We start from the raw sequence: 24,759 nt of genomic DNA, 5'->3' as shown, positions 1-24,759 counted from the left end.
CTCGGATGAACGGGAACAGCACCGCCCGCTGGGGCAAGTACTGCCCCAGGGGGTGGAAGAAAACCGCTCAGTCCGGCTCGAACTGTCGGGTGTGCGGATTGAAGTGAAGCGCCTCGTCCACCGCGGTGATCGGCGTGAAGCCGTCCAGGTAGATGTTGTTGAGGTACTGGTCGCGGTAGGTCAGCGCCTGCCGTGCCTGCTCCTCGGTGAGGCCGTTGTCGATGAAGTACCCCAGCATTTCCTCGTCGGAGGAAACTTCGTCGTTGGACAAACTGCCTTCAACGAGCTTCAACAGCGAGAGCGGGAGTGCAGCCAGGATCGGGTCCATGTCGGTTCCTCCTGGCTCAGGCCAACAGCGCCGCGGCGGGTGCCGTGACAGCCGTGGGTGTGCGCCGCCGTGCGTGGTAGGCGCGAACGCCTGCACGCCAGTCGGCGGACTGCTCCGGTGCGAGGTCCAGATAGGATCGGGTAGGGACAGGCCATTGCTGGCACCATCCCCCCCTAAGAACCGTACGTGAGAGTTTCCCCTCATACGGCTCAAGCCTTTCAAAGCCCGCTTTCGCGAACCGGCTTCACCACCTTGAGACCGTTGGCGTGGATTTGGTTATGGCAGGTCGGATGCACCATGATGAGATTGGTGCTCCCGTCCTTTCCGCCATCGACCCGCCGGATTAGGTGATGGACATGCCACCCCGACTCCTGCGTGATCAACTCGCGGCAGATTGGACAACGACGATCCTGATCCAACCAGAGGTTGATGAGCTTCCTCTTTCCCTTTAGTGAGTTCTGCATCTTGAGGCTTACACGCTCCTCGAAATACGTCTCCCACACGGGGTCGAATGGATTGGCTTCCAACTTGATCGGTCGGTGTCGCCGAATGGGCGTATCGACTGCATACCGCAAAGACTTCAGGATTGGACTCCCATCCGGGAATCGTTCCCCCGTTGCCTCAGCGAATACCCAGCTACGGTCACCCACGGCATGGAAGTAGCGGCGTTTAATCCACCTCGCTCCCTTCTGTGAGTGCCGCCTAACGGCCCATCGCCACAACGCTTTCCAAATCTCATGATCGACATAGGCAAACGTCGCAGAAGACACGACGTGCTGATGATAGTTTGCCCAGCCCCGAATCATTGGATTAAGAAGTCGAATCAACTCTTGTTGATTTACCGCTTTGTTTCCTTTGATCGCGGCGCGAACTTTCCCGAGGAAGGTTGCCACATTCGCTTTCGACGGTTTGATTAACAACTTCCCGTCGTACTTGCGGATGTTCTGGCCTAGGAAATCGAAGCCCTCGTCTATATGCGTGATCTTGGTCTTCTCGGGTGAGAGCGTGAGCCCTCGTTCCCGCATGAATTCCTCGACAAGCGGCATGACCTCCTGCTCCAGTAGCTCTTTCGAGCGTGCCGTCACAATGAAGTCGTCCGCGTAGCGCACATAATTGACAGCCAGACGGGTCTGTTTGCCATTGATATACCGTGCTCTACCGAACACGGCTTCTAGTTTGGCTTCCAGTCCGTCCAAGACGAGATTCGCCAGGGTTGGCGAGATGATGCCCCCTTGCGGGGTACCGGCTTCGGTTGGGAAAAGTTGCCGATCTTCCATGTACCCAGCCTTGAGCCACTTACTCAGAATCTCTCGATCCGTCGGTATGTGACCCATGAGCCAGTCATGGCTGATGTTGTCGAAGCAGCCTTTGATGTCGCCTTCAAGAATCCACTTCGGGGAGCGTTTCAGAGCTAACTGCGTAAAACACAGCCCTATCGCATCCGCCGTGGATCGTTCTGGACGAAACCCAAACGAGCTTCGATCCGCTGTGGTCTCGGCCACGGGTTCCAGAGCAAGCAGGTATAGCGCCTGCATCGCCCTGTCTTTCATGGTCGGGATACCCAGCGGCCGCATCTTCCCATTGGCTTTGGGAATATAGACACGCTTCAGCGGTTGGGGACGATACCCGCGCCGCTTGATTGACAACATGGCTTGAGACTTGGCTTCCGGAGTGGACCATGTGATGCCATCCACACCCGGCGTCTTTTTGCCTTGGTTCTCGGTGACTCGTCTGACGGCCAATGCTTTGCCGCTGAACGAGTGGGTCAGAATCCACTGCAGGGCTTTCACCTTGCCGTGTTTTCCTTCCCGTGTCGCCTTTACGATACGCGCTTGGAGCCTTCGCACTTCACGGTGACACGTAGCCCAGTCGATGCTGTGCCATGTGACCGATTCGCGTGAGGGCGCACCCGCGCAAGCAATTTCTTGCGTAGTCATCTGCAATTCCCTCTTTAAGAAGGTTGGACAAGTTCTCTCGTAGAGAAAGACCATGTGGAAGTCTGCCCGCTTTCACGTGAGATGATGTTGCCTTGCAGCGCAATCTCTATCCACCCCATTACAGAGTGGCCTTCGCTTTTTCCACACTCTCATACCCGCACCGCCAACAACATTCCTTACGGTCTGCCTGCCCAATGGGCAGCGATACGGGCTTATCCTGTTTCACTACGTTGACAAGGAAGATTTAGATCCTGTCTCTTCGCCGGCGGCCTTGTGTCCGTGTGCTCCCACACTGTAAGGAAGCATCCAGCCGCATACCTTTTGGTTCGAGCCTGACAGCATCTTTGGCTCGTTACGTGTCACGACGTTTATCGACAGTTTGCATCTACTGATCATGTCTCCCAGCCTAGCCTCACCCCGCATTGATGCTTGCAGTGGACGCCTTGCCTCGCGGCTCTGCGCGGCCAAATGGCCTGAGTGCATTGTCCCGATAGCTTCACACAAGACCGTTGCCAGTCCTGCATGTATCGGTAGGCTACTGATGACGGAACACCAGGTTCCCTCGCTACTTGCGTAGCTGGAACAATCAACGAAGCGACTTTCAGGTCGCACACAGCGGGCACGAGTAGTAGTACGGGTGCATGGACTCGTCCAGCGGCTTGTAGCCCCACTGGTTGCCGCTGCGTTCAAGCAGATCGCAGCGAATGATGCACAGGGACTGCCCCGGTGCGAGATCACGATGCACGCCTTCGACCTTGGCGGTCGTTTCGACCACGGACCACAGCACGTTGCCGCGCAGTGCGTGAGCGATGACCTTCGCGCTGACGCGCTCGGTCTGCTGTGGTGCGATCAGTTCCGCGATCAGTTCAGACCGCGATTGGGGAGAGAAATACCAGCCCATGAGAGGCCTCCTCGAAAAGTTGAGCTGGAGGCCTCCCCGTGGGGAAGAACCCCCAGTGGGTGATGGAATGCCGCAGGTGCAGCGAAGGAAAACCTATGCCTTGCCCTTAGTCCCAGTCGTCATCGTCGCGATCACAACCAGCCGGGCAGCTGCCGAACTCGATCCCATGCGAGCAATAGCCGTGCTCCGCATTCCAGTCCTGGGTTTCCTGCCGTTCGGCCGGTGTTGCGTAGTCCCATTCCTGTGCGATCTTCAGCGCCTGTGCGCGCTGTTCTTCGGGCAATCGACCGAGTTGCGCGTCGATCGCCGAACTGAAGCGTTCGACGTAGTAGTCGTGAGACAGTCCGCAACCCTTGGTGGCTTGTGCGGCTGCCGTCTCGCAGAGAGCCCGCCACGCGGGTTCATCCAGCGCGGAGCGGGGGATATCGCAAGCGATGGTGGACATGATGAAGACCTCCAGAAGATGGCCAGGGCCTCCCCCGCATGGGGAAGGAACCCCGGCGGGTGGATGAAGAACACCGCGCATGCGGCGTCTGCGATCACGCAGGTTGCAGTTCGGCCTGGCGGCTCCACTCCTGCGTCTTGAAGTCCAGCGCGTAGCCCAGCTCGCCCAGGCGGACGATCTGTGCACGCAAAGCGCGGCGGTCGATGGTCGAATCCAGTTTCACGGACTCGCCCAGCGGCCACAGCAGGCCGAAGAGCGCGGGGTCACCGTCTTGGGTGCTGCCGGGGGCAGCAGCCTCAGCAGGTGGCGGCGCATCCACGCCAAAGGGCGTGGTATCGACCATCGGGTCCGCGGACGCCTGCACGGGTGCGGGCTTGGCGGGCCTGGACGCTTTGGTGGGCTTGGCCGGCGTTGCCGCAGGCTGCGCCCCTTGCTCTTCATCGAGCGGATCGACGTCCTGGGTGGCGAAGCTGCGGGCTTCGTCGCGGCTGAGTTTGTCGATGCCGTTGAGCGTCATGCCGTCGAGGCTGGCACGGATCTCGAACCGCATGCCGCCGCCGACCGGATAGGACTTCGGGAAGATGTACCTGATGATGAATTCCCCGTCGTACTTGCCTTCGGGGTACTGCTCCAGCTCCGGGTCTTTGACCTCGAACGTACCGAGGTGCGTGGCGAGGCGGCCAACCGTGAACGGGCCGTTCTTGCCGCGGATGGTACGCAGCGTGAGCTGGCCGGGGACGACGATGGGCGCAACCGATTTCTCGGGTGCCAATGGGGTTGCCATGATGGTTCTCCTGATGATGAATGACGGGCCGCCGACGGCACCCGGTGGATGAGAGGAAATGGCTTCGCCCGAGGTGGGCGAGGTCCGCGTGGCATCACGCCTTGAGCTGGCGCATGCCTTCGGCCAGCAGCCACAACGCCCGGTTCAGGCGCAGGTTCTGGTCGATGCCTTGCACCGGACGGGTGCGCTGATTGCGGCCGTTGGCCGTGCGTCCGTTCAGGCCCCCTTTGACGAGGTTCTCCTGGACGCGGTTGAAGACGGCCCACAGGTCGTTCTTGCGGTCGTCCCATCGCCGGGGTGCCAGCAGTTGGCACTCCGTGACAGGCGTGGACTTGGCTGGATCGTCGTACTTGAGTGCGAGCGCGGAGTTTGCAAAGACCTCCGCTTCGCCCTCATCGAGGGTGATGGTGCGCATCGCATCGCGCGCGTTCTGCACGCGCTCGAAGCCGTCGAGGACTCCGTAGGCACCTTCGATCACCTGGCTGGCCACGTCGCCCTTGTGGGGAACGCGGATGTCGGCGGTGGTGTCACCGCAAACCAGGCCGTTGTGGCAGACGAACCGGAACATGCCGGCGAGCATCTGATAGCTGCTCGTGCCGTCGTGGCTGTTGAGCAGGATGATCTCGTTCGCCTCGTCGCCGTTGATCTGGCTTGCATGGCGAAGTCGGATGAGGTGCTTCGTGTACTCGCGCCGGTCTTCGTTGCGCACGCGTGTCTGGCACACCATGAAGGGCTCGAAGCCCTCCTGGCGCAACTTGGTCAGCACGGTCGAGGTCGGTATGTAGGCATACCGATCGGACCGGCTCCCATGCGGAGCGTCGGCGAAGATCGACGGAACGACGGCGCGAATGCGGTCGTCCGAGAGTGGACGATCGGAGCGCAGGATCGGGGATTGCGGAGCAAAGCGGGATGACAGAGACATGGCTGATCTCCTTTGAGAAATGCGACAACCGCGCGGCCGTGAGACCACGCGGAACTCGGGGGATGAAATGCGCAAGCGCGCGTCCTAGGGACGCGGCGGATGCGGGAAGAGAAGCGACAAGGCCCCGTGAGGGGCCATGCCGTATCAGAACGAAGCAGCCAATGCCGGCTCCTGCTCCTCGACTTGCGCCTCGGGCTCGCGCTCGGCGGGCTCGGCAGGCTGGTCGGCAGCAGTGTCGATGGCTTCGTCGGCTTCGGACGCGGATGCGTCTTCGGCCGGCGACGCCTCGGCTTGCGCCTGGCTCGTCGGATAGACCTGGGTACCGTCGATCTTGATGAGACCGATGTGGACCAGCGTCGATTCCAGGCTTGCGGCCGGTTCCCCGGCGTGCTCGCCCTTGGTGCGGATGTACGGATCGATCTTCATGTCGTTCAGACGGAAGGCGATCAGGACCTTACGGTCCCCCTCGATGGCCTGGACGCACCGGCGAGCCAGATGCTCGGCTTCCGGGGTGGCGACGATGATGTCGAAGTACCGATACTCCGGTTCATCGACAGGCCCGGCCAGTGCTGCGACCGTGCAAGAGAGGAACGAGTCGCCAGCCTTCGGGGTGACGTCCTTCACACGATTGAGATAGCCGATGCCGCGGGTGATCAGCTCGTGCTGCTCGATCGAAGCCAGTTCGGCCCGGTCGATCAGTTCGGCCTTGAGCAGTCGCGCCTTGAGGGACGCGGCGGCCTGACCCTTCTGCTCACCCTTGTCGCGGATGTACGCATCGCCCCACAGGTCACCGAGGCGAAAGCGCACCAGCGGGCGCTGCTTGGGATCGTCAACGCCGATGTAGCGCTGAACGAGCTTCTTGGCCTCGGCACCCGAGACCTTGACGTCGAAGTAGCGGTAGCTGGGGTCCCGGGCGGGGCCGACCAGCGCGGCGATGGTGCAAGCCAGGAACGGCTGCGCACGGCGGCCGCCCCGGACGGGCACTTCACGGACACGCTGGACGTAGCCGATGCCCGAGGTGTGGAGGTCGAAATACGATTTCTCGTTGGACGTGGTGTTCATGGTGAATCTCCATTGGGATGAAGCGGAGACACACCGGCCCACGCATGCGGGGAAGGTGCGTAACCCCGCGGTGGGTTGATAAGGCGAAAGCATCCGCCACCAGAGGCTGGTGGCCGCTCGCGGATGGATGCGGTGCGAGCTGGCTCGGTCACGCAGTGGGAACTGCGCCGCAACCTCGAAGACCGATGGTCGCCTGGCATGTCGCTGACAACGTCAGCAGGCATGGGGTCAGCATGGCGGAGCTTCGCGCGCGCGACAGCCATGAATCGGCATCCGGGCGCTTCCCTTTGTCCGCTCAGCCAGCGCGGCGCAAAAGAAAGCCCCCGGGTGGGGGCTGTGAAGGCTGCACGGCGTTAGTTGCACTACGCCGATGGCACCACCTCCAGCGACAGATGCGTGGCGGTGGCGGACAGCATCAGATCATCCTTGCTGTGCAGGATGCGTGTGAAAACGCCGTCATTCGGGTCGAAGAACTCGCCGAAGTCGTCGCCTCCCAACTCGGCGCGCGCCAGTTCCCACCAGTCATCGAACGGGTCGGCCTCCGGATTGCAGCCGACCGCGTAGGCCAGTAGCTTCACGCGGCCATCGGGGCGGCGCTCCCCACGCTCGGCGAGGAAGTACACGCCCTGGTCTTTCGCCAGGACGACGCGGCATTGGTTGGCGACGGCCTCGACCAAAACGGGGCGAAGATCGGAGCCTCTGAATCGCAATGGCATGGTTGGAATCTCCTGTATGAATGAAGAAAAAAGCCCTCCACCCGAACGGGTGGAAGGCTTGTAGGGAAGTCGCCGGTAGGCTGCGAAAGGAGCAGCAGTGCCGCAGGGCTTTCTGACACGTCAGACTGAAACCGCCTGACGTTGCCGAGGAGCCTTTGCGTCGATCACGCTCACGTCGATCAGGCGCCAGCGCCCGTCGTCGATGAGCCGCTCCAGCACGTCGCCGAGCATGTCGAAATACACCTCGTCGTGCCGATCAACCAGTTCACCGTCGCGGTGCAGTTCCACCACGTAGACATCGGCCCCACGGTCGTACAACACAGTGACCCGGCCCTCGAACTTCGCGGTCGAGACCGTGAAGCTGATCGCCGGAGGCGTCTCGATGATCTTGGATGGCGTGGGATCGACCCAGGTGAAGTCCCGGGCGCCCGCATCGACCAACATGTGGGTGATGCGCCGGAACCCGTCGGGTGCCGGCATTTCCTCCATCTGCTCGATGAGCTGGCCCAGTTCCATGCACTGCGGCTGAGGAATGGGCAGCTTGGCGGGGGCCTTGCCGAGAATGGTGCGCGTGAGGGTGTAAGGCGTACCGTCTGCAGCTTTCTCGGTGATGACTTCCGGGGTGTCCGCGCGCAGGCCGTCGAAACGGCGGCGAGCATACGGTTGGACATGCACCTTGGTGCCTTCGCGGGGAACGGTGGTCACCAGGTTGGGGTCGAGCACAGCGAACTCGCTGGGCTTGAGCTTGACGACGATGGCGTCGTCGTTGACCGCGACCACCTTGCCGTCAAAGGGCTTGGGATCGATGGCGACGCCCAGCATCGAGAACTGCGGCTGATCATCGAACACGCGGTACTTGAATGACTGCACGTTGCGGGGTACATGGCCTGCGACAAGCGAAGGCATCAGGGTTTTGATGAGAGAGCGATCCATGGGAATCTCCTTGAGGAAGAGCAAGGGATTCCTCTCCCGCAAGGGAAAGGTCCCTTGTGGGTGGATGGACGCGGTACGTCCGGAGGAAGAAACGACCAGCGCGGCTTCCCGCGCTTGCAGCCTCGAAGGTCTCGACTGCCTGGGCATGTGCCGGCAACGCCGACGAACATGGGGCAAGCATGGTCCCGGGGCGGCCGGCGTGCCCGCAGGAAACGGCACCGCACCACGCCCGCATTGCTGTGCTGCGGGCAAGAAAAAGCCCCTCGGAAGGGGCTGGAGGGGTCAGGCTTGGTACACGAAGTAGTGCTCGCGCTGACGCGGAAAGAACACGTGCTTCCACGTGTCGCCGCTTGTGTTGCCACCGTCGAAGACGACCATTTCGTAGTTGTCCACGTCGGTGTCCACCAGGTCGGCGCTGGCGATATGGCGCATCTGCAGCGTGCCGCTCATGCGCTCGAATACCAGGATCTGGCCGATGGCATCGTCCTGGCTCATGGCGTTGACGCAGGCTCCAAGCTGGTGCTCAAAGTCGGATGCGGGTGTGATGAGGTCGGGGAACATGGGATCGCTCCTGTGAAAGTGCGCCGGCCCGGCTCCCTGGTGGGAGACGGGCCGGCATGCGGTGATGAAAAGGAAGGCTGGGGATGTGTGTGGCAGCTATTCGCCGGCCAGCGGCAGACCCGGCAACACGAGTGCGTCGGCATCGAGGATGAGGATGCGCAGATCGGCCTGACCGGCCAGTTCAAGGATCTGTGCCAGGTCGTCCGGCATGCCCTTGCTGCGGTGCTCCTGCCGAAGCTGCTCGGCAGTGATCCCCTCGACGTCCTGCAGGTGCTGGTCCGTCCAGGGCGTGGAGATGAGCTTGACGCCGATCGCCGGGCTGTAGGGAAGCCGGAACGCAACGAACAAAAAGGCCTCCGGCGTCGCGAGGTCAGCCAGGTTGGCCAGGTACTGGCCGGTTCCGTGGCTGATGTGCGCGCTGCTGATTTCCCAGCACCGGCTGTAGTAGCCGGTCTCGAAGCTCAACCGCTGCACGACTTCCCGTGCGGCCTCGGCCGAATAGGTGTCGCCAATGTGGACGGGGCGGTCGTCGAAGTCGTCGCCGTGGATCGCGTACACCACGGCACCCACCACGCCTTCGCCGCTGACCCCTTCAGCCGCGTCGCTTTCGTCGATCAGTGCGGCGCCGACAGGTTCGGTGCCAGTCCTGACCACCGCGAAGTCGCTGGTGACGATGCAGGGGGAAGAAACCAGTGCCTCGTCGGAGAGGTGCTGCTGGCTCGGGTGGATGTTTCGCCAGACATGCGGGCTTCCGTCCTCGTGGCTGATGGACAGCGTGCGGACGACCTTCAGATTCCAGTAGCCGCGTAGAAAGGGATTGGGGTTCTGGGACATGGGATTTCTCCAACAGAATAATGATGGAGCCAATCCCCGCCACCGGGAATTGACCCCGGTGGGTGGAAAGAAAGGGAACAGCGTCAGGTGGCGCTGATCGTTGGCGTTTGGGCCAATCTCTCGGCGACGCGCCGGCGCAAATTCATGCGGAATGGCTCGTCGCTGACGCCCGCCAGCAGATTGATGGCCTCCAGCGCGATCAGGGCCGAGGCCTCTTCGATGTCGGCGGCCACAATGGCCTTGCGAAGTTGGTCGCCGAGCTGGAGCGCCTGCGAGGAGGAACTGATGACGCGGACCTCGCGGCTCAGGTAGCAGCCGTTGCCGCCGAACTCGAATAGCCGCGGCTTGCTGCAATACCAGCATCCCTCGAACTGGATGGCGGTCAGGTGGTGGCCGTCATCGAACCGGGTGGCGATCAGAAACAATGCGTCGAGATCGGCGGTGTCCTCGAACGAATGACGCTCGATCAAGTTCCCCAGCTCTTCGTCCTCATCGGCACCGAAGTGCACGGCGAGCAGTTCGAGCAGCGGCGGGATCGACAGCCCTTCGTCGTCCGGCATCGGAATACCGAGTTGCGTGGCCAGGTCTTCCAGGCCATCGAGCACGTCCGGCCATTGCGGATGGGTGGTCTCGGCGATCTGGGCGATGTAGGCCTGCCCGTTGCCTGGATGGCTCTCGTCCAGCGCGAAGGCGCCGAACAGCGCCTGGATGACGGGCGTCACTCGGTCGAGCACGAGAACGCCGGTGGCTTCGTAGTAGTTGTTGGCCATGAAGGCTCCTTTCGATGAATGAACGGAGCCAGCCCTTGCGGACATGGCATCCGCAGGGGAACCGCTTGATGCCGGATGGCACGGAGCGGGGAGAAACGCGAGGGACATGGCCTCGGACGAGGCGCATGTCCCTCATGGGGTCGCGTGAACGCAGTGATGAAGGTGTGCCGGGGACCGGCTCGCCAACCGCTGTAGTTCAGCAGCAGGTCGGCGATCACCTGGCGACGAGGCAGATCGAGGCCGTCGAAGTCCGACAACCCGTTGAAGTGGCAGCGCTTGAGCATGGCACCGCCCTCGCGCGCGTTGTAGAAGCTGACCATCGCGGACAGGAACATGCGTTCCCCGCTGCTCAGGACGCCGAGGGCGTCGTTGAGGCGCAGCATGTCGGGACGCAGATCCCACTTGCTCTTGGCCTGGTTCAGACCTTCACGGGTGCCATCGCCAAACCATTGCGGGCCGGCGATCTCGACACCACGCTTCCATGCCTCGAAAAAGGCTTGGGGCGCGGCGCTGAAATGCCGTTCTTCCCGAACGATCTGATCGACGACTTCCTGCGGCAGCAGCTGGTTCATGACGTGATTCCTCCAGTTGGATCAGGGAATGGCGAGCTGGGACCAGCCGCCTCTTTCGAGGGCACGTTGAGCCGCGGCATGGCTGCGGAAGTACTCACGAGATTCCCGCGAAACGGGACCTTCGGTATCGCGCGTGCCGATGTAGTGGCCGGCGGCGCTGTGCAGGACTTCGAGCGGCAGGAACTTGCCGCAGTAGGTCAAGGCCAATTGACCAAATCGGCCGAAAGAGGCTTGCTGGGACATGGATGGGCTCCTTGGAAAAGCGGGGCCCTGTCCCTCACGGGATGGCAGCTCCCGCACGCGGTTGAAAAAAAAGCATCAGCGTCTTGGGAACGCGCGTCCGCGCAATGGATGCGATGCGGACTGGTGGGTTGCGCGGAGAGAACCCCGCGGCAGCCTGAAACCCTGGCTGCTGGCATGTGCTGACGAATCAGCGAACACGCGGACAGCTTCGTGGGGGTGCCGCGCCACGTCAGTTGGAAATCGGCATCTGGTCCAGCCCCGATTGATGTGCGCAGGGACAATCGGGATAGGGGGGAACCAGTAGGTTCCGCCCCTCCCACACCACCCGGCATGCGGGTCCGCACCGGGCGGTTCGAGAAGTTGAGGGTTCCCTGCGCCTTCCGGTTCTTGTCGCGGGAGTCCTGTTTCATCGCTGGCCACTTCCGGCAAGGCTTCACCTTCCCGTGTTGCGACCCGCCCCGCGGATGCGGGCATCTGATGCGTTACAGTGCTCATCGACAAGGCGTTTGACGCTCCTTCTCGTTCGGCCCTTCGCCCTGAACAAGCGGCTACTATGGCTTCTGCTGACTTCTCGCTCCGTGTCACCACGTCGCCCTTTCAGGCATAAGGCGAGATCTCCCCGGGTAAGAACACACTCCTTCACCGCACAACCGCCGGATATACACCACCTCACCTTGGCCACAAGAGCTTCGCGGCTTCTTGCCCGCTCGCCCTGCTCGGCAGTGCCTCGTATCCGATTCTTGTTCATCGGCTCACGGTTTACGCTCCACGCTTCCTCCCCACGGTCGGTCGCCCTTGCGCAGTTGCGCTTCACTTCGTTCGCTGTGGCCAGCTCACGGGAGGACTTGCACCTCCAGGAGTGCGCCCGTGCCGGGCGCACAAGAAAAGCCCCGCAACGAGTGCGGGGCGGTCATGACGGTGCGGTGAGGCTGGATCAGCGGGGCTTGTCGCCCAGGACATGCTGCTTCCAGATGGCGAATGCCTCGTCCGCTGGCAGCTCGGCCAGGATGACGATGGGCTGGTCCTGTCGGCTGCGCAGCTTTGCGAAATATGCCGCGCGGTCGGCAATGGCCTTGAGCTTGATGCCCTTGAGGAACAGCAGCCGGCCGTCCTTGATGAACAGCACCTTGTTGCCGATGTCGCGGTTGAACGCGGTGCGCAGCTTGCGCTCTGCGTGCATGGCATCGGCCAACTGGTCCACGAGGAAGTCGAGCGTCATGTCGATGAGAAGTGGCTCGTCGTCCTCGCGTTCGACGTCGAGCGATGCCGGCGGCAGGCTCTTGACGAATTCCTCGGCTTGGGCCAGCAGCGCGGCCTGGCCTTGCAACGCGCGCACGAACGTCGAGCCGCCGTGTCCGTCATTGCGGGCTTCGGCGATGGGCCTTCCGTCGAACATGACGGTGGCGGTGAAGCACAGCGTTTCCTCGCTCGCGAAATCCGCGACCTTGAGGTTCTTGAGCGTGATGCGGTCTTGTCGGGTGATGGTGTCCATGGAAAGTCCTGATATCGACCGGGTTGACGACACGCCCCTGACGGGACGCGGCATACATCCCGTGGGTTGGAGGAAGGTGGCATCGATGCCCGGTGGGCAGCGTTCGCCGGTGAGATGCCGGGGCGAACTGGCGGGTGGCGTGGGAGGAACCCACGGCAGCCTTGACACCCTGGCTGCTGGCTGTTGCCGATGCGTCGGCAATGCAGGAGGAAGGATCGCGCGACCTGCCGGCCGCGTCGTACATCAATCCGTAGCGCTCGATCCCGTCTTGTGCAGGCATTGCACCAGCCGCTGGCCCAGCCACGCGACGCACGGCACGGCCATGGAGTTGCCGATCGCCTTGTAGCGCGGCGCGTCGGCGGAGGGCCTGCCGCGGTACAGCACCAGCGTGTAGTCGTCGGGCATGCCTTGAAGCCGCTCGCATTCGACCGGCATCAGCCGACGCACCCGCCACTGCGACCAGTCGCCCGGACCGGGGTTATTCCAGTCGTAGCGGAAATGTGCCTCGAAGTCCGGTGCCAGCACATGGGGCTTGTCGGCACCACCGCTGCTGGTGCGCAGCGCGGTCGAGACGCCATCGCCCAGTTCAGCGGCCAGGCCTTCGGTGCGACCGCGCAGCGCCACGCCGATCACCATCGGCCGGCCCTGGCCCGGCTTGCCGCCACCCGTGGAGAGCGTCCCGGCAAGCTGGCCGTGGCCGGATTCGAGCCGCAGCTCGCCGCGCGAGTTCTGCGCGAACGCGATGGCCGGCACGACGCCGGCGTTCGCGTGGCTGAGGCGATGTCCGCCGGCACGCAGCGTCGGTGCATGGTTTGTCGTCGCGTCCGCCCCGCAGCCCTGTGCGGTGAAGGCGATGATCGGCACGCCCTTGCCGGTGCCGTCCTCGCTGCAGCCCTTGCCGCCGTTGGCGGTGCTGAGCGTGTGGCTGATGCTGCCCGCGACGGACTGCGCCACGAAGGTCTCGACCTCGAAGTCGTTCTTCGGGCCGGGTGCCGCGGTCAGGCAGGCCGCGACGTCGACGGGTCCTGCGGTGTTGCCCCCACCGAATCCGAACGTCACCGTGGCCTTGCCGTAGGGCTGCTTCAGTCCTGCATATCCCGAATACCCACCTGCTGCCGCAGCGCCCGATCCAGCAGCGCCGGCAGCGTCTTGCCACGGCGCGAAGCCCGGCGAAGAATCCCAGCGCACGCCGTCGCGCTCAAAAAGTACCTCGGCGGGATCGATGCCACCTCCACCACTTGCCACAAGAAACACGCGACGGCGCCGTTGGGCGACGCCGAAATATTGAGCTTATGGATAGCACTGCGTTATGCGCAGTAACTGCACTCAGGCCCCAAAACTCAAACATCTCCCGAGCTATTGCTCAACATAATCTCCGATGATGATTTTCGTGGCATGTCGCCACGCAAATCGGAGATATGAGCATGAAGAACGGAAATGTCGTACAGGACACGGCTCGGCTGGTAGAAGAACTGACCGGGAAGCTGGAAGTGATGGGCTACAGCGGCGCCACTATCACCCGCCTTAATTCGATCTGGAGAAATCTGGTTCCCTATGCCAACGAGAACGCTTGCGGTGCGTTTTCGATGGAAGTGGCTCGCGAGTTCATCCAGAGCCACTATGGACACCGCCTTGATGACCCCGACGCTTCCCACAACATCCATCGGGCAATCCATCTTCTCAGCGACTTCCAACGGTATGGGACCGTTTTCAAGCAATCACACGCCACGTTGAAGGGTTTCACCAAATCCTATCGTCAAGTGTTCGAAGGCTTTCTGCAGCACCTGTCCGCCCAAGGGGTTGCCCCTGGGTCGCTCCGCACGTGGCGAAGTCGGCTGTTTCGACTTGAGTATTTCCTGCTCCATCACGGCATTGAAGAATTCCGACTTATCCGGATTCAACACATCAACTCGTACATTGAGTCGTTGGCCGGATTCTCATCGAATACCGTCGGCTCGACGCTGCGGATTCTGAAGCAGCTCTTTCAGTACGCTTGCTCCAACGGATTTCATGTCGAGAGCTTCGACAACGCGATACCCATTGTCCGACGCCAAAGACGTCAGCGACTGCCAACAGTGTTCTCAGTTGGTGAGACCGAGAAGATCCTGTCTGCGATTGACAGGAGCAATGCGCTGGGCAAGCGCAACTATGCGATCTTTCTTCTGCTGGCAAGAATGGGGCTGCGGATCAGTGATGTTCGTGGACTGATGTTCCATCACTTTGACTGGTCAAGAAATGTCATCTCCATCGTCCAGCAAAAGACAAAAAAGCCAGTTGATCTTCCGATCATGGATGAAGTTGGATGGGCAATTATTGACTACCTGCGGAACGGGCGGCCGCATTCGGAATGCCCACTCGTATTCATAAAACATATCGCCCCGTTCGATGGTCTGACGTCTGCTTTACATCAGCAAATGCTTCAATACCTTCGCAGGGCGGATATCCATGTTCCGGCGAACAAGCCCCGAGGCGTTCATTCACTGCGACATAGTCTGGCGACGACTTTGCTGCAGAAGCAGGTTCCAATTCAAACCATCTCTCATACCCTGGGCCATCTCGATATTGGCAGCACCAGCGGGTACGTTCAGGTCAACCTGCCGCAGCTGCGCCTGTGCGCTCTGGAGGTGGCCTGATGTCTACATCAATAGCTTACTTCACTGGCCCTTTCGCACCGATGTGCGATGCGTTCGTGACCCAGATGCGCTCCCTGGGGCGGGCGTATAAGCAGCAGGCAATGCTCCTGCGCATGTTTGATAACTTCAGCAAGGGCTACAGCATTCAGGGTTTCACCATCACTGAAGAACTGGCTTCGGCCTGGAGCAAGAAACGTCCAAACGAAGCCGAATCCACTCGGCATTCTCGTGTGGGTGAGATGCATCGTTTCGCCAGGTTTCTTGAAGGACAAGGCCATTCGACCTTCCTTGTTCCAGGCAAGATTCCGCGAAAGAGTTTGCACCACCCGTACATCTTCAGCAGCGGGGAGATCAGTCGCATATTCGACTACACGAGTGCCTTGAAGCCAAGTCCTGTGTCACGACTGATGCATCGCTCCACCCCCACGATGATCAAGATCCTATATGGGTGCGGACTGAGAATTTCGGAGGTCGTTGCGCTACAAGTCCGCGATGTCGATCTGGAGCAAGGTGTTTTGCATGTCAGGCATGGAAAGAACGACCATGAGCGGCTTGTCCCCATGTCGAGCACACTCACCGACGTATGTCGGGAATATGCAGCACAAGCGTTGACAGGTGCGAATGACCTTGCCCCTTTTTTCTTCAATCGCAAGCGCGAACCTTGCAGTCCGGGCGACTTTGGAAGACGCTTTAGACAAATGCTGTGGGAGGTGGGGATACCGTATTACGGCAAAGACCGTGGTCCACGGCTCCACGATTTACGGCACACGTTCGTCTGCCATCGGCTTAACAGATGGGCTAAAGAGAACGCAGATCTGAACACCTTGTTGCCTGTTCTCTCGGCCTACCTGGGACACGCCAATCTCACTTCGACCTACTACTACCTGAGGCTGACAGCCGAGGTGTATCCGGACATAACCTCGAAGCTTGAGGCGAGACTCGGACACATCTTCCCTGAGATCAATCATTTGACCGAGGGGGCCCTGGATGACTAAGCATCGGCAGCCAACTGACTTCGCATACGCCCTGTCAAAATTCCTGGGAGAGCATCTGGCCGCGCACCGCGGAATGAGCGCGAACACTGTGGCGTCCTACAGAGATACGTTCTCCATCCTCTTGCGATTCATGGAGCATCAGGCCGGCGTGAAGATCGAGCGGATTTGCATTGCGGACCTGCATCATAAGCAAATACAAGCGTTTCTTCTGTGGCTTGAGCAGGACAGGGGCAATTCCGTTAACACCAGGAATCAACGCCTCAGCGCGATCACGAGCTTCTTTCGGTTCGTGATGTCGATCTATCCAGAGCACATCCTCCTGTGCCAACAAATCCTCAATATCCAGTTCAAGAAGCGGCAATCTTCAACGGTGGACTACCTGTCCATTGAAGCTGTAGAGCTGCTGCTCCAGCAGCCCAACGCACGGAAACCTATGGGTCGAAGAGATCTGGTTCTGCTCAGCGTACTGTATGACACGGGGGCCAGAGTTCAGGAGCTTGCGAACATGAACGTGAGCGACTTGAAACTGACAGCACCGGCAACCGCAAGGCTGTTGGGCAAAGGAGCCAAAGTCCGTTTGGTCCCTCTGCTGGCGCCGACGACGGCTCTTTTAGTTTCATATCTGCAGGAGCATCACGGGCAGTACCTGGAGCAGAAAGACAGGCCATTGTTCTGCAACAACGTCAGGAAGCGACTAACAAGAGCAGGCATCTCCTACATTCTGCAGAAGTATGCCAGGGAGGTCTCGCAAGGAAATCCGGGTCTACTGGGGACAAAAATCAGTCCGCATACATTGAGACACAGCAAAGCCATGCACCTGCTGCAGGCTGGCGTGAATCTTATCTATATCCGCGACCTACTCGGCCATTCCGATATTAAAACGACAGAGATCTATGCGCGGGCAGATCTGGACAGCAAGAAGGCTGCTTTGGAAATGGCCTATCCAGGCACGTCAAGAACCCCATATCCGGCATGGGGCCAGGACGGCGAACTGCTCAGTTGGCTGCAATCACTGGGAAAGGATCACCGGCCCGCTGGTTGATTATGTGAAGCAAGTTCGGCGCAAGTGCCTGCGATCCCTGGTTGCGTTGCGCCGACTTTTCATAACGCTGCGCTATCCATAAGCTCAATTATGTGAAGCTCCACATAATTGAGCATCGAGCACGCGCCAGGCGATGCGGCGCCGGGGTCCAGACACACAACCAGCGTGCGCCCCTTTTTGCCCTGGCGGTTCGAGCGCACGGCTTTCGCCGGCCAGTGCTCCCAGGAAGTGCCCGAAGGCGTTGCTGCGGTCGCTGAGGACGCCGGGGACGTTTTCCCAGACAAGGGTTGCCGCCGGGCGGCGGTCTTCATGGCGGGTTTGGTCGATGGCATTTGCAAGCTCCACATAGGCAAGGGTCAAGGCGCCGCGCGGGTCGTTCAGACCCTGGCGCGCACCGGCCACGCTGAACGACTGGCATGGCGTGCCGCCGACCAGGATGTCGGGAGCCGGCACGGTGCCGGCGCGCACCTGGCGGGCGATCGCGGCCATGTCGCCCAGGTTGGGCACGCGGGGGTAGCGGTGGGCCAGCACCGCGCTCGGGAACGGCTCGATCTCGGCGAACCACGCGGCTTCGAGGCCGAGGGGTTGCCAGGCGAGGCTCGCGGCCTCGATGCCGCTACAAACGCTGCCGTAGAGCAGCGGCGCGTTGCGCGGCGGTGCGCAAGGTTTCGGGTGCATGTCGGTCTCCTGTTCGTATGGCGCAGGGCCATCGCCCTGGCCGGGGCGTTGAAAGGCAGGAGAAAGGCGCCGAAGGCCCCAGGGGCCTTCGGCTCGGGAGGAAAGAAGAACCACCCGTGGGCTGATTGGCAGACCCGGTCGTCGCTAGAACCGTCTGCTCATCCAGCAATCACACCCGGCCCATGTCGTGGCTGGGGCCGGCATCGTCTGGCGCACATCCGCGCACAAAGGGAGCCCGTTTTTGCGCCGGCGGGCACCGGCAACGAATACCGCTGACCACGAAGGGTCTCCGGGTGGCTCGCACAGGCAAGCCATCGGGGGACCCTTCGCAGCGTGCGGAAGAAATGCGGACGGGGAGAACGCGCGGGGTGCGGTTCGCGGAGAAGCTACCTTCAGGTCCCGCGGCCGGGGGCGGCTGAACGGGACGCGCACACGGACAAGAAGGCGTTGCGCGCTGGGCGTCCCGCAGGGCATGCGGAACACGGGCCACGCCGCCGATGGCGGGCACGGCTCACGGGGAACGGGGGTCGGTCAGGAGCCTTTGCGGCCGCCGCCACTGGTACGGCGTGGACGCGAGGCACCACGCCTGGACGTGCCGGTTGCCACCGGCAGCGTGCCTTTGCAGTCGGGGTAGCGACTGCACGACCAGAACGGGCCGCTCTTGCCGGTGCGCTGGCGCGTGGGTGCGCCGCACTGCGGACAAGCCGGTCCTTGGGGAACCTTGATGGACAGGGACGTGCTGCCGTACTGCGCGATCAACTGCGAAATCCAGGCGGCCTGCTTGCCGATGAACACATCCAGGGTGAGTTGTCCGCCCTCGATCATGTCCAGCGCCTGTTCCCAGACGGCGGTGGTGCCGGGGTCGGCAATCGCCGCGGGCACGGCGTCGATCAGCGTGAACGCCGCATCCGATGCGCGGATGGAGCGTCCCTTCTTCACGATGTAGCCGCGGGCGATCAGCCCGCTGATGATGTTGGCCCGCGTCGCCTCGGTGCCGATGCCCGTCGTGTCCTTGAGCTTCTGCTTCAGGCGCGGGTCGGTCACGAAACGCGCAACGCCCTTCATCGCCTTGACCAGTTCGCCCTGGGTATAGGGCTTAGGCGGCATCGTCTTGAGGGCCTTGATGTCGGCCCCGGCGATCTGGCATGCCATCCCGTCACGCAGCGCAGGCAGCACCTGGCTGCGCGCGGCACCATCGCCGTCCTCGTCCGCTTGCGGTTCGGCCAGCACCAGGCGCCAGCCCTTGGCGACGACTTGCTTGCCCGTGGCCACCAGCTTCTGCTGGCCGCAGAAAAGCTCGGCCACGGTACGGTCGAACTCGTGATGAGGGAGGAACTGGGCCAGGTAATGCGCCCGGATCAGCCGGTACACCGCCTGTTCCTTCTCGCTCATGGCGGAGAGGTTTGCCGGTTCGAGTGTCGGGATGATGCCGTGGTGCGCGGACACCTTCGTGTCGTTCCAGGCGCGCGAACGCACGGAGCGGTCGAGCTGCTCCATGATCGGGCGCAGCGAGGGATCGGTCTTGAGCAGGCTGTCGAGGACCGTAGGCACCTCGGCGAACATGCTTTCGGGCAGGTAGCCGGAATCCGAGCGCGGGTACGTCGTGGCCTTGTGCGTCTCGTACAGGGCCTGAGCGATCTCCAGCGTCTCCTGCACGTCCAGCCCAAGCTGCTTGGAGCACACCTCCTGCAGGGTGCCCAGGTCGAACAGCAGCGGCGGGCCTTCGCGCACGCGCTCGGTCTCGACCGACACCACCTGGGCACTGCCCGCGGCGCGGATCTGCTGCGCGGCTTGCTGTGCGACGGGCTGCTGCAGGCAGCGGCCGGCGTCGTCGGTGCTGGCATCGGGTGCCACCCACTGCGCGGTGAACGTCTGACCGCCTGCGGACAGGGACACGTCGATGGCCCAGTAGGGCACGGACTCGAAGGCCGCGATCTCTCGGTCGCGGTCCACCACGAGTTTGAGCGTCGGGGTCTGTACACGCCCGACCGACAGCACGCCGTCGTAGCCGGCCTGCCGCCCGAGCACGGTGAACAGCCGGCTGAGGTTCATGCCCACAAGCCAGTCGGCGCGCGAGCGCGCCAGCGCCGAGTAATACATCGGCAGCGTCTCGGCCGAGGGCCGCAGCTTGGCGAGCGCGGTGCGGATGGACGCATCGTTGAGCGCCGACAGCCACAGGCGTTCGATGGGGCCGCGGTATCCGCACAGGTCGATGATCTCGCGGGCGATCAGTTCACCCTCGCGGTCGGCATCGGTGGCAATGACGAGATGGGTCGCCTTCGCCAGAAGCGTTTTGACGACCTTGAATTGCGTGGCGGTCTGCGGTTTGACCTCGACCCGCCACTGCTGAGGGATGATGGGCAACTGCTCCAACGACCAGCGCTTGAGCGCCGCGTCATAGACCTCGGGTGCTGCCGCTTCGACGAGATGGCCGATGCACCAGGTGACCGTGACGCCGGAGCCGTTGAGGCAGCCTTCACCGCGCTGCGTGGCGCCGAGAATCCGGCCGATGTCTTTGCCCTGGGAGGGCTTCTCGCACAGAAACAGCCGCATGTCCGTCCATCCGCTTCCCGTTGTTCATGGAGTTGCTGGGATCGAGGATGCCGAGCGCCTGTTGGGGCAGCAGCAAACAAGCTGCATGCGGCAGCGACCGCTTTCACGAGATGGCTGGCTGCGGCGGGGATGGCGTGCGGCCGGCGATGTGCGAGTCGGGAGCCGCGATGTTCGGGAGCGCGTGGAAGCCGGTGGACGCTGGTGGCGCTATCCCCTGGGGATAGCTCGCGAGGACATGGGGGGCGGCAACGTACTGCGGCCGCCCCCCCGCCGGATCACTTCCTGCGCTTGGGCTCCTTCGGCGCAGCCGGTTCCTGGGCGGCCTGGGGCTTGGGCTGCGCGTCCTGTGCGGTCTCCTGCGATTTGGGGCTCAGGACGACGGACTCGATGCGGAACGGCAGGATGCCGACGCTGCGCGCGTTGATCTGCCAAGTCTCACGTGGCTGATCCTCGTTGTCGGTCCAGGGTTCGCGCTCCATGCGGCCGACGACCAGCACGCGCATGCCCTTCTGGTAGAGGTCCTTCCAGTGCGCGGCGTCGCGGTGCCAGATTTCCACCGGCGCCCAGAAGCCGCCGCGATCCTCATAGTCGCCGCCCTTGGTGGGAACGGGGTTGTCGAAATACACGTTCAGCCGCAACAAGCGCCGCGGTTCGTCGTTGCCGTTGGGGAACTCCCGGTACTCGGGGGGCGAGCCGATGTTGCCTTCGCCCGAAAAATGCGTGCTCATGGTGCAATCTCCTTGGTGGATGAAATACCCGTGCCATGTCGGCGTCGGGCGCGTGCTGGGGGTGCCCGACGCGATCACCGATCGCGCACTGCGGGGGGTATGGTCGCGAGCCGGCGCAGGTAGGCGTCTTCCGCCTCGGCGGCCTTGCTGGCGCACTCCTGTGCCTGCCTGCCCAGGGTGTGCAACAGGCTGATCTGCATGTTCAGCGTGATGCGCTGCAGCTCGATCGCGTGCAGGTCGGCCAGCAGGTTGACCGGCGTGCTGGTGCTCGCCATCAGCTCCTGCCACAGGGCCACGCCCATGGCCGAGCGGTCGTGCCTGCGCCAGCGCAGGAACGTCGTTCCCGCGCCAGTGGTCTGCTGGGCCAGTTCCACGGGCAGCAGGTGGAAGGGATGCCCACTGGCCTGTTGCAGCACTTGTCGCTGCGCCAGGCCGATCAACTCGTCGCGCATGGCGAAGCACTGGCTGGCCCAGGCCTCCAAGTCCCCTTTACCTTTAAAAGGCTTTAAAAGGCCTTTTAGAGAGGCCGCGTGTTCCAGGCGCATGAAGGCTCCCTGTTGCAGGCCCCGGAAGTAGCGGGTCGGCTGGTTCAGATCGCTCATGCGGATTCGTCCTCGCCGGCAGTGGCTGCGTTTTCGGATGGGTCGGCAGCAGCGGCCGCATCACCATCGACGCTGGTAGCGGCTGCGGCAGGACTCTCACCGCGCTGTTGCAGACCACGGCGCACGATGGGTGGCGCAAACTTCGAGCGGCGCGTGCCTTCGAGCACGTCCTGCGGCAACTCGCCGAACTTCTCCAGCGCGGCCCGCGCTGCGGCATTCTTCGCCGCGAAATCGTCGCGGGTGCAGCCCGAATAGCGATACTGCTGGGCCAGCGAGAACAGGCTGCGCAGCGCGTGCGCGCCCTCGTTGAGCCAGCGCTCTAAGGTGCTGCGGTCGATCAGCGCGGTGTGGTGGGCGAGGATCAGCTTGCGCGCGATGTCGTCGTAGTCGGCCAGGAGATAGACAGCGGCAAAGCCCAACTGCGCATTGACGAACAGCGGAAGCTTGACGGGCTGCACGTTGAGGTTCTCGCCCAGGGTCAACGCGGCGGGCACGCCGGCCAGGGCCTGGTCCACCTGTTCGCGCAGCGTCTGCAGCGTGGTCTTGGTCTGGTCGAGCTTGTCCTCGATACGCAGCATCCACCAGTCGCTGTACGGGTCGTCCTGCTCCGAGCCGCGCTTCATTTTGTTCATGACGGCGATGTAGCCGTTCAGGCCGACGATGCCCGGTCGCCCCTCGGCGGCGGCGCGGCCATGCCAGATGCGCGAGGCGTGGTGGGTGTGCAGCGTCAGCGACATTGCGCTGCGCAGGGAGCCGAGGTTGAGTTGCAATGGTTCGTTGCTGGTTGCCATGGTGATCGCTCGCTGGTGGACAGGGAGCCGCCAGCATCCGCATGCGGCGGAAGGCAGTCAGTCAACAAACCGAAATGAGCCGGCCCCCGGTTCTGTGCGCGCTGGCGGCGCAGCGCGCAACGGTCCCCTGGGGACCGCTCCGCAGATGGGCATTCACGTTGGCGCTCCGGGCCTCGGTCGTCGCAGGGTTGCGTGCTGCACCGCACGTCGCGCTGTCGTTCGACGCCATCCTTCGCAGCACGGCCGTCCCCAGGGGACCGTTGCGCTGAACGCCATGGAGGTTTGCTTCATGGCCTTCCCTGGCGCTTTGCCCAGGTTTCGCGCAGCAGGTCGCGCCGTCACCCGGCGCTTCACCGCACAGCCGTCCCCAGGGGACCGTTTCTGCCGACCGCCATGGAGATCTACTTCACGGCTTTGACAAGCCCTGTGCTCAGGTCTTGCGCAGCAGGTCGCGCAGGCGCTCGATGTGCTGCCGGGCCACCTCGGGCGGCACGACGTTGCGCGGCGGCTCGGGTGGTGGCGCTCGCGCCGCCGATGGTGTTGGCGCTGCCGGGCCGGTCTGCTTGGCCCACGCATTGAACTCGCCGCGCATGGCGCGCTGGATGATGCCGAACAGATATCCGGCGGGGTTGCGGATGCCATGCTTGCCGCACCGTGCGGCCCATTCGTCCAGCACGGCCTGCCGCAGGGCCGCGTCCACCTGCTGCAACGCCATCTTGGCGCCGGCCTGCTGTTCCGCCTTCAGTTCCGCGAAGCGCCTGGGCCATTGCAGGTCGCCCAGCGCACGCGCCTGCGCGGTAGTACGTACTTCATTAATACGACTACTACGTACTGTACGGTCCTGCTTCGGATTCCGAAGAGCGCCGTCTGGCGCGGGTTTCGGCCCTGCTTCGGATTCCGAAGAGGGGCGTTCGCCATTCCGAAGAAGGCTCGCGGGCCCTTCTTCGGAATCGTGGACCGCATCCTCCTGTGGATAACTTTCGGTGGCGGTGATGCCCTGGTCGGCCAGACGCTCGGCGAGCACTTGCAGCCGCGACGGCAAGGTGCGTCCGGACAACATCGGGTCGTCCGCGATCTCCTGGAGGGTGTGGAGTCCCACCACCTGAACGGCCTTGGCCGAATGCCCCAGCGACTGGCTGACCAGGGCCAGGTAGTCGGCGTCGAGCTGCATCGCCTCGAACGGTGTCAGGGGTTCGTCGTGCAGGACGTAGAGGTTGCCGAGGATGCGGCCGGTCTTAGGGTCGCGCCGTCGTCGCACGAGGCTCAGCCAGCGCGTCAGGCGCAGCAGCGTCAGCGCCCGCGCGACGGTCTCGTGGGAGGCTTGTCCCGCGCAGGGCATGGACGCCAGCCAGGGGCGCAACTGCTCATAGGTCGGGAACGCCGTCACGCCGTCGTCGTTGAGCATTAGCCGGAACACCTGCCAGGCGTTGCGCTCCAGCGGTGTCAGGCGGCGGTCGAGGAACAGCCGCCGCGGCACGCTCTCGTGCCGATTGCCACTGAACAGGAAGGCGTCGCCGGACGCGGCAGGCGTGGGCACTGCCATGGGCGCTGGCGCGCTGGGATTTGGCTTGGGCGTGAGGTCCTTCAGCGCAGCGTCGAACAGGTCGGCGAGTGCGATGGGGCCTTGACGCGGGGCTCGTGGGGCGGTGTCGTCCACGGCCATGGCCTAGCCCAATCCCTGATCGACCCAGTTCCTGATCGCGGCCCAGACCACCGAGAGCGGCAGTGACATGCCCTCGGCCAGGTCCATGGCCGCATCGAGAATCGAGGTCTCGTCCTCCAGATCGACGTTCCTGCTGCTGGTCACGGCTTTCCATTGCCGCCACAGTTCGGTGTCCTGGGTCTCGTCCAGGACGGGGTGGCGCCCCTTGCGCTTGGGCAGGCTGAGGATCTCCCGCCGCAGGGCGACTTCCTGATGGGTCAGGCCATAGAAGCGGCTGACCATCTCCGTGCTGGCCCCCAGCCGCAGCATGCGATCGACCGTGGCGATTTCCTTCTCCACGTCCTGCGCCTGGTTGAGCAGGCGCTGCAGCACTTCGCGGTTGACCGTGACCGAACACCACGAAACGCTGGCGTTGGCCAGCACGCTGATCAGCGCGGGGTGCTTGAGCGCATCCAGCTCGGCCTCGCCGAAGCCCATGGCCTTGCAGCGGCGCAGTTGGCCGTTGCGAAGGTCATACAGCGCCTGGGCAATCACGGCCTGGTTGAGCGGATGCGATGTGGACATGTGGCCTCCC

Annotated in this window: 24 protein-coding genes and 2 pseudogenes; 3 read left to right on the top strand and 23 right to left on the bottom strand. The window is 62.9% G+C overall.

The window, feature by feature from the left end; genetic code table 11:
- Window positions 1-67: 67 nt before the first annotated feature.
- The 16 genes and pseudogenes from BPET_RS05375 to BPET_RS05300 all read right to left on the bottom strand — a co-directional run bounded on the left by BPET_RS05375 (window position 68) and on the right by BPET_RS05300 (window position 13,754).
- On the bottom strand, window positions 68-328 hold the full coding sequence (locus tag BPET_RS05375; protein ID WP_003120021.1) for a hypothetical protein: 261 nt from the start codon (window positions 326-328) through the stop codon (window positions 68-70).
- 218 nt (window positions 329-546) lie between these two features.
- Window positions 547-2,265, bottom strand: coding sequence for a group II intron reverse transcriptase/maturase (ltrA, locus tag BPET_RS05370; RefSeq protein ID WP_012248063.1), 1,719 nt, complete (start codon window positions 2,263-2,265; stop codon window positions 547-549).
- A 601-nt stretch (window positions 2,266-2,866) separates the two neighbouring features.
- Window positions 2,867-3,166, bottom strand: coding sequence for a hypothetical protein (locus tag BPET_RS05365; RefSeq protein ID WP_012248062.1), 300 nt, complete (start codon window positions 3,164-3,166; stop codon window positions 2,867-2,869).
- Between the two features lie 106 nt (window positions 3,167-3,272).
- Window positions 3,273-3,611 (bottom strand): hypothetical protein, encoded by a 339-nt coding sequence (locus BPET_RS05360; RefSeq protein WP_003090121.1) that lies wholly within the window; start codon window positions 3,609-3,611, stop codon window positions 3,273-3,275.
- Between the two features lie 94 nt (window positions 3,612-3,705).
- On the bottom strand, window positions 3,706-4,395 hold the full coding sequence (locus tag BPET_RS05355) for a DUF3275 family protein (protein ID WP_003098913.1): 690 nt from the start codon (window positions 4,393-4,395) through the stop codon (window positions 3,706-3,708).
- Between the two features lie 94 nt (window positions 4,396-4,489).
- Complete coding sequence (locus BPET_RS05350; protein WP_012248061.1) at window positions 4,490-5,317, bottom strand: DUF932 domain-containing protein; 828 nt, start codon at window positions 5,315-5,317, stop codon at window positions 4,490-4,492.
- Between the two features lie 144 nt (window positions 5,318-5,461).
- Entirely contained in the window at window positions 5,462-6,379 is a 918-nt protein-coding gene (locus tag BPET_RS05345; RefSeq protein WP_012248060.1) for a DUF3577 domain-containing protein, read from the bottom strand.
- A gap of 362 nt (window positions 6,380-6,741) precedes the next feature.
- Window positions 6,742-7,095 (bottom strand): DUF3085 domain-containing protein, encoded by a 354-nt coding sequence (locus BPET_RS05340; RefSeq protein WP_012248059.1) that lies wholly within the window; start codon window positions 7,093-7,095, stop codon window positions 6,742-6,744.
- Window positions 7,096-7,215: 120 nt separating this feature from the next.
- Window positions 7,216-8,028, bottom strand: a complete 813-nt coding sequence (locus tag BPET_RS05335) for a hypothetical protein (RefSeq protein WP_012248058.1) — start codon at window positions 8,026-8,028, stop codon at window positions 7,216-7,218.
- 282 nt (window positions 8,029-8,310) lie between these two features.
- On the bottom strand, window positions 8,311-8,589 hold the full coding sequence (locus BPET_RS05330; RefSeq protein ID WP_012248057.1) for a hypothetical protein: 279 nt from the start codon (window positions 8,587-8,589) through the stop codon (window positions 8,311-8,313).
- 96 nt (window positions 8,590-8,685) lie between these two features.
- Window positions 8,686-9,423, bottom strand: a complete 738-nt coding sequence (locus BPET_RS05325; protein WP_012248056.1) for a DUF5983 family protein — start codon at window positions 9,421-9,423, stop codon at window positions 8,686-8,688.
- Between the two features lie 83 nt (window positions 9,424-9,506).
- A complete protein-coding gene (locus BPET_RS05320; protein WP_012248055.1) occupies window positions 9,507-10,193 on the bottom strand; it encodes a hypothetical protein in 687 nt (228 codons plus the stop codon).
- A 182-nt stretch (window positions 10,194-10,375) separates the two neighbouring features.
- Window positions 10,376-10,765, bottom strand: a pseudogene (locus BPET_RS05315) (hypothetical protein); the annotation flags it as partial.
- 21 nt (window positions 10,766-10,786) lie between these two features.
- On the bottom strand, window positions 10,787-11,008 hold the full coding sequence (locus BPET_RS05310) for a hypothetical protein (RefSeq protein WP_003120032.1): 222 nt from the start codon (window positions 11,006-11,008) through the stop codon (window positions 10,787-10,789).
- A gap of 934 nt (window positions 11,009-11,942) precedes the next feature.
- Entirely contained in the window at window positions 11,943-12,500 is a 558-nt protein-coding gene (locus BPET_RS05305; protein ID WP_012248052.1) for a hypothetical protein, read from the bottom strand.
- Window positions 12,501-12,743: 243 nt separating this feature from the next.
- Window positions 12,744-13,754 (bottom strand): DNA cytosine methyltransferase, encoded by a 1,011-nt coding sequence (locus tag BPET_RS05300; protein WP_012248051.1) that lies wholly within the window; start codon window positions 13,752-13,754, stop codon window positions 12,744-12,746.
- 170 nt (window positions 13,755-13,924) lie between these two features.
- Here BPET_RS05300 and BPET_RS05295 point away from each other — a divergent pair, with 170 nt between their 5' ends.
- Genes BPET_RS05295 through BPET_RS05285 form a run of 3 tightly spaced genes read left to right on the top strand, consistent with a single transcriptional unit; the run spans window position 13,925 to window position 17,170 of the window.
- A complete protein-coding gene (locus tag BPET_RS05295; RefSeq protein ID WP_012248050.1) occupies window positions 13,925-15,133 on the top strand; it encodes a site-specific integrase in 1,209 nt (402 codons plus the stop codon).
- A complete protein-coding gene (locus BPET_RS05290) occupies window positions 15,133-16,128 on the top strand; it encodes a tyrosine-type recombinase/integrase (protein WP_012248049.1) in 996 nt (331 codons plus the stop codon). Before BPET_RS05295 ends, BPET_RS05290 begins: the two co-directional genes overlap by 1 nt.
- Window positions 16,121-17,170, top strand: a complete 1,050-nt coding sequence (locus BPET_RS05285) for a site-specific integrase (protein ID WP_012248048.1) — start codon at window positions 16,121-16,123, stop codon at window positions 17,168-17,170. The genes BPET_RS05290 and BPET_RS05285 overlap by 8 nt, the downstream gene beginning before the upstream one ends.
- A gap of 93 nt (window positions 17,171-17,263) precedes the next feature.
- Here the strand turns inward: BPET_RS05285 and BPET_RS05280 are convergent.
- The 7 genes and pseudogenes from BPET_RS05280 to BPET_RS05250 form a co-directional block, all read right to left on the bottom strand.
- A pseudogene (locus BPET_RS05280) lies at window positions 17,264-17,848 on the bottom strand (DNA cytosine methyltransferase); the annotation flags it as partial.
- A gap of 531 nt (window positions 17,849-18,379) precedes the next feature.
- Entirely contained in the window at window positions 18,380-20,401 is a 2,022-nt protein-coding gene (locus tag BPET_RS05275; RefSeq protein WP_012248046.1) for a DNA topoisomerase III, read from the bottom strand.
- Between the two features lie 275 nt (window positions 20,402-20,676).
- The gene (locus tag BPET_RS05270) at window positions 20,677-21,129 is read right to left on the bottom strand and encodes a single-stranded DNA-binding protein (protein ID WP_003120036.1); all 453 of its coding nucleotides are present in this window, start codon (window positions 21,127-21,129) and stop codon (window positions 20,677-20,679) included.
- Window positions 21,130-21,203: 74 nt separating this feature from the next.
- Window positions 21,204-21,731: a DUF3158 family protein gene (locus BPET_RS05265; protein ID WP_012248045.1), complete on the bottom strand. Its 528-nt coding sequence runs from the start codon at window positions 21,729-21,731 to the stop codon at window positions 21,204-21,206.
- A complete protein-coding gene (locus BPET_RS05260) occupies window positions 21,728-22,522 on the bottom strand; it encodes a PFL_4669 family integrating conjugative element protein (protein WP_003090099.1) in 795 nt (264 codons plus the stop codon). The genes BPET_RS05265 and BPET_RS05260 overlap by 4 nt, the downstream gene beginning before the upstream one ends.
- A 430-nt stretch (window positions 22,523-22,952) precedes the next feature.
- A complete protein-coding gene (locus tag BPET_RS05255) occupies window positions 22,953-24,185 on the bottom strand; it encodes an STY4528 family pathogenicity island replication protein (RefSeq protein WP_012248044.1) in 1,233 nt (410 codons plus the stop codon).
- 3 nt (window positions 24,186-24,188) lie between these two features.
- On the bottom strand, window positions 24,189-24,749 hold the full coding sequence (locus BPET_RS05250) for a DUF2857 domain-containing protein (protein WP_012248043.1): 561 nt from the start codon (window positions 24,747-24,749) through the stop codon (window positions 24,189-24,191).
- Window positions 24,750-24,759 lie beyond the last annotated feature (10 nt).

The organism is Bordetella petrii (genome assembly GCF_000067205.1).
Lineage (GTDB): Bacteria > Pseudomonadota > Gammaproteobacteria > Burkholderiales > Burkholderiaceae_B > Bordetella_A > Bordetella_A petrii.
The sequence above is the reverse complement of the archived record's forward strand: the minus strand, read 5'-3'. Positions and strand labels throughout refer to the sequence as shown.